This is a genomic window from Caballeronia sp., assembly GCF_028292365.1.
Classification (GTDB): domain Bacteria; phylum Pseudomonadota; class Gammaproteobacteria; order Burkholderiales; family Burkholderiaceae; genus Caballeronia.
Map to the genome: position 1 here is coordinate 1 of NZ_JAQGMM010000330.1, position 4,787 is coordinate 4,787.

Here is a 4,787-nt window from a genome sequence, read left to right on the forward strand (position 1 = left end):
GCGCGGCCTCGCGCACACGCTCGGCAATACGCCCACGTTTTCCGCCATGCTTGGTTGCCCACCAGATCGCGAGCCCGGCGAAAAGCGCCAGCAGCATCAGCAGATTGATCAGCGTCTCGACGTTGGAGGGACTCATCGCGAAGTATCCAGTTTCGCCAGCTTGTTGATCAGCGCCACGCCGAACACGACCGAGATCGCGGCGTAGCTCAGCAGCTTGTGACCCGCCTCCCGTTCGAATAACACCATCATGTAAGGGCGGTTCATGAAATACAGGCACAGCATGATGCAGACCGGGATGGCCGCGAGGATCTTGGTCGTGATGCGGGCCTCGGCGGTGAGCGCCTTGGTCTTTTGACGAACCTCCCGTCGCGTCCGGACGATACTCGACAAGTTTTCCAGTGTCTCGCCGAGCTGGCCCCCGGTTTCCCGTTGCAGCAGCAAACAGACGCAAAAGAAGGAGAAATCGGCTATTTCTATGCGCCGCATTGCAACGGCCAGGACTTCTTCGAGATCACGTCCGACCTGCAGCGAATCGCTCATCTGCTTGAACTCGTGTTTCAGCGGTTCGGGACATTCATCGGCTGCGGATCCAATCACATGCGTGACCGGCACGCCCGCGCGAACCGCGCGCACGATCAAATCAAGCAGGTCCGGGAAACCATTGAGGAAGCGCGTTCGAAAACGTTCGACTAAAAAACTGTAAGCGCGCATGGCACCGAACACAGGCAGCCCAAGGATCAGCAACGGTTTCGCGAAACCGGGCAGCGGCATGAAGTGCGTCATGAGAAGCGCAATCAATTCGCCGGCAATCGTCACCGCAACGACGACACGAATGCCGCTGGTTCCTGAGACAGTGCGCAGTCGCGAAAGCTTGGGCCGAAGCCAGCGGCTCAACACGTTGTCGGTTTTATCGACAGTAAACAGGTCCGAATTGACGTTGACCGTGTGCATCTCACGCGTTACATGACCCAAAAAGGATTCACGCATGCGCGTCTTGATCCGCGCGTCTGGCTGCTTCTGACGCATGTCCATGACGACGAGCGCCATCACGCCGCAGAGAATGACGCCAATGAACGAGCACACCGTGAAGACGTCGATCGGACTCATGTCCTCATGGCCTCCAGCAAAGCCTCCTCCAACCCGTAGTAGGCGGCACGGGCCGAAAAGGCGGGCCTGACGGATGCACATTCGTACACGCCCTTGACCTCTTCGCTGTAGGCGGTCGCGTCGTAGTGGAAAGTGAACAGGTCTTGCGTGATGATGACGTCGCCCTCCATGCCCACCAATTCGGTGATGCGCGTAATACGCCGCATGCCGTCGCGCATCCGCTCGATCTGCACGATCAGGTGCACAGCACTGGCGATCTGCCGGCGAATCGACAACAACGGCAGGTTGCCGTTGGCCATCATGACCATGCTTTCCAGCCGCGTGATGCCATCCCGCGGCGTATTTGCGTGGATGGTGGTCATCGAGCCATCGTGGCCCGTGTTCATGGCTTGCAGCACGTCGAATGCTTCGGCGCCGCGTGTTTCGCCGAGGATGATCCGGTCCGGACGCATCCGCAGCGCATTGCGCACGAGGTCGCGCTGGGCGACGGCGCCTAGTCCCTCGGCATTCTCGGGTCGAGTCTCGAGGCTGACCACGTGCGGCTGCACGAGTTGCAGTTCGGCCGCGTCTTCAATCGTGATGGTGCGTTCGCCCAGTCCGATGAAATGCGACAACGCGTTGAGCAAAGTAGTCTTGCCCGAGCCCGTGCCGCCCGACACGATGATATTGAGGCGACACGTGCTCGCGAGTTTGAGCACGTTCGCCATGGCCATTGACATGTTGCCCTGTTGCGCCATGCGGTAGAGCGTGATATTGCGCTTCGAGAATTTACGGATGGAGATGGTCGCGCCGTGAATGGCGAGCGGGGGCAACACGACGTTGACCCGGCTGCCGTCGGCGAGGCGCGCATCGACCATCGGGCTGCTTTCGTCGACACGGCGGCCCACGCCCGCGGCAATCCGCTGTGCGACGTTGACAACGTGGGCGTTGTCACGGAACTTGTACGCGGTCAATTCGAGCCGGCCGTTGCGCTCCACATAAACCTGGTCCGGTCCATTGACGAGCACGTCAGTGACGGTTTCATCAGCGAGCAGCGGTTCAATGGGCCCGAGTCCGAACATGTCGTTGAGCAACTCGCCGACAATCTGCCCCTGCTCGGACATGGTGATGTTCAGGCGTTCCCGTTCGGCAATGCTGAGCACGAGCTGTTCGACACCTGCCTTCATCTGCTCGCGTGTCTTGCCGATCACCGCTGATGCGTTCATGGAATCGAACACGCCGCTGCGGATGACTTTGAACAGATCCGAGCGGACCAGCGCTTCGTTACCTTCGATCAGCGGGGCATAGGTGGCAGCCGGGGCAGCGGGGGCAGCCCCGGCTGGCGCGCGGACTTCCTCGAACGCCGCCAGCGCGGCCTCTCCAGCGGTGGGAACGAATTCGGTCTCCGTTCGCGTGACCAGCTTTTGCCCGAACATCAAGCTTTCCTCAATTTGAACTTGTGCAGCAGCGTGCGTTCAACTGCCGCGTGCTGGCCGGTCAGATCATTGGCGATTCGCGTGATCGACTGGTTGAAACCGGTCGCGGCTTTCTCCTTCGGCGCCTCACCGAGGTTTTCGGCGATTGACAGGGACTTCCCTTCGAACTGCACTTCGTGCAGCACATTGCGACCGACTGCCGACATGAAATCGGCCGTCTCGACCTTGCCGGCGCTCGCCGCGTTGGGGCTGTTCAACAGCAGCGACGTCGCCGGGTTGTTATCGCGGTCCTCGATGTAGCGCAACAAACGGATGGTTTGCCGCGTGGAGAACACGGTGCGGTCGGTAACGAGATACACGCGCGACGCGTTGTCGAAGGCTTCTACCGCGAGCGGATCAACGGGGTTGCTGATATCGAGCAGTACATAATGAAAGCTGTCACACAGCAATTGCAGAACGCGCTTCAGTGCGCCTGCCTGATAGGAGCGTGCGGCGTCGAAGTCCAACTCGGCCGACAACACGAAAAGACGGCTGCCCTTCGCGACGAGCGTGCGTTCGACGTACTGCGGATCGAGCCGATGCACATTCTGCAGGACGTCGTTCAGGCCGTTGTTGCTCGTCGTGCCGAGCATGCTGTTTGCGGCGCCCCCGTTCAAGTTCAAGTCGATATAGGCCACCCGCCTGTGGGTTTCATCGGCGAGATGGCGCGCGAGATTCAATGCGAGTGTCGTGACACCCACGCCTCCACGCGTCCCGGTGAACACGATTGTCTTGCCGATCCGCGCGGTCGCAATCGGGCTGATTTTGCCATCCTCGACATTAATGGTTCTCTTGAGCAGTTCGACGGTCAGCGGCTTCACAAGATAGTCGCGCACGCCGATTTTCAACAGGCTGCGGAAAAGTCCGACGTCGTTACGTTCGCCGAGCGCGACGACCTGTACCGACGGTTCGCATACCTCCGAGAGGCGGGCGAGGTCGGACAGCGGCATCGCGGATTTATGCAGGTCGACCAACAGGAAGAGCGGTGATCGATCGAGTTTCGCGACGTACGCGATGGCGTCGTCAATTCCGCCGATCACGACATGCACATGGGGCATCGCCTGTTCGAGCACGAAGGTCTTCAGGACCCGCTCGGTCGCCCGGTCGGAGACGAAGGCGATGAAGTCCGCGACCCGCACGCCGGTGCCGGTTTTCGTCAAGTTGAACCCTGTCGTGCTCATAGCGTGTCTTCAATGAAGGTTGAGCGCATCACTTGGAATCGCGCGACGTGGTTGTGTCGAGCGGGATTACACGGCCGGTTTCGTAACGGCGCACGGCGCTCGCTGCGACGGCGGCATCGGCTGGCGCGAGCTTTCCCGGCGCCACGAGGTCTTTCGGATTGGCAACCTGGGCAGCGAGGTTGGTGTACGTCGCGCAACCCCACTGCATGGAGGGGCGGTGCCAGCCTGCATCGGTCAACACCGAGCCCCGAGCAAGCTCGGTGCAGTCTGGCGACACCGCATTTTTACCGTCGAAGCCGATAACCGACTGGTCGGGCATATCGCGTGGCGGCTTGAAGCAGCCGCTGACGCAAGTAGTCGTCGCACAGACAAGGAGGAGGGTCAGAATTTTTGTGGAGTTCATGGCATCCGGCTCAATAAACGTATCCGGCCGCGCCGACGAGACGTGGCTCTGCAGTCTGCGAGGACGGGCTGGCTGTCCGGTGTTGCTGGAAGCTGTATTCCACGTCATTACTCGGCGACACGAGCGATTCGAGCGGCGTACGCAGCTTGCCGGGGTCGGTTGGCTCGACCAGATAGGGCGTCACCATGATCACCAGTTCGGTCTTGTTGTTCTGGTAATTGGTCGAGGAGAAGAGCTTGCCCAGGATCGGAATGGAACCCATGCCCGGAATCTGCGAAATGATGTCGGTCGTGTTGCTTTGAAGCAGCCCGCCGATCGCGAAGCTTTGACCGCTCGCGAGTTCGACCGTGGTATCAGCGCGACGCACACTCAGGCCCGGGATCGTGATGCCACCGGTCGTCACGCTCACCGTCGTGTCGATCTGGCTGACTTCAGGACGGACCTTGAGACTGATGCGGCCTTCGCTCAACACAGTCGGGGTGAAGTCGAGCTTGACGCCGAACTGCTTGAACTCGACGGAAATCGCGCCGTTGACTTGCGACACGGGAATGGGAAATTCGCCGCCCGCAAGGAAGCTGGCCGTTTGCCCCGACAGCGCCACGAGACTTGGTTCGGCGAGCACGGTTACCAGGCCCTCCTTGT

General features: G+C 60.5%; 4 protein-coding genes and 1 pseudogene. All 5 read right to left on the reverse strand.

Annotated features, from left to right (window positions below):
* Window positions 1-132: 132 nt before the first annotated feature.
* Window positions 133-1,107 carry a type II secretion system F family protein gene (locus JWR14_RS20120; protein ID WP_299710221.1) on the reverse strand — a complete coding sequence of 325 codons (975 nt, stop codon included), beginning with the start codon at window positions 1,105-1,107 and terminating at the stop codon, window positions 133-135.
* Window positions 1,104-2,522: a CpaF family protein gene (locus tag JWR14_RS20125; protein ID WP_299710223.1), complete on the reverse strand. Its 1,419-nt coding sequence runs from the start codon at window positions 2,520-2,522 to the stop codon at window positions 1,104-1,106. Before JWR14_RS20125 ends, JWR14_RS20120 begins: the two co-directional genes overlap by 4 nt.
* Window positions 2,522-3,742 carry an AAA family ATPase gene (locus JWR14_RS20130; protein WP_299710226.1) on the reverse strand — a complete coding sequence of 407 codons (1,221 nt, stop codon included), beginning with the start codon at window positions 3,740-3,742 and terminating at the stop codon, window positions 2,522-2,524. Before JWR14_RS20130 ends, JWR14_RS20125 begins: the two co-directional genes overlap by 1 nt.
* A 28-nt stretch (window positions 3,743-3,770) precedes the next feature.
* Window positions 3,771-4,145 carry a CpaD family pilus assembly lipoprotein gene (locus JWR14_RS20135; protein WP_299710228.1) on the reverse strand — a complete coding sequence of 125 codons (375 nt, stop codon included), beginning with the start codon at window positions 4,143-4,145 and terminating at the stop codon, window positions 3,771-3,773.
* A gap of 10 nt (window positions 4,146-4,155) precedes the next feature.
* Window positions 4,156-4,787, reverse strand: a pseudogene (locus tag JWR14_RS20140) (type II and III secretion system protein family protein); the annotation flags it as partial.

What these genes read in the sequence shown, in the direction of transcription:
- JWR14_RS20120 (WP_299710221.1), bottom strand. Translation starts at nt 1,107, where the DNA reads ATGAGTCCGATCGACGTCTTCACGGTGTGCTCGTTCATTGGCGTCATT.
- JWR14_RS20135 (WP_299710228.1), bottom strand. Translation starts at nt 4,145, where the DNA reads ATGAACTCCACAAAAATTCTGACCCTCCTCCTTGTCTGTGCGACGACT.
- JWR14_RS20125 (WP_299710223.1), bottom strand. Translation starts at nt 2,522, where the DNA reads ATGTTCGGGCAAAAGCTGGTCACGCGAACGGAGACCGAATTCGTTCCC.
- JWR14_RS20130 (WP_299710226.1), bottom strand. Translation starts at nt 3,742, where the DNA reads ATGAGCACGACAGGGTTCAACTTGACGAAAACCGGCACCGGCGTGCGG.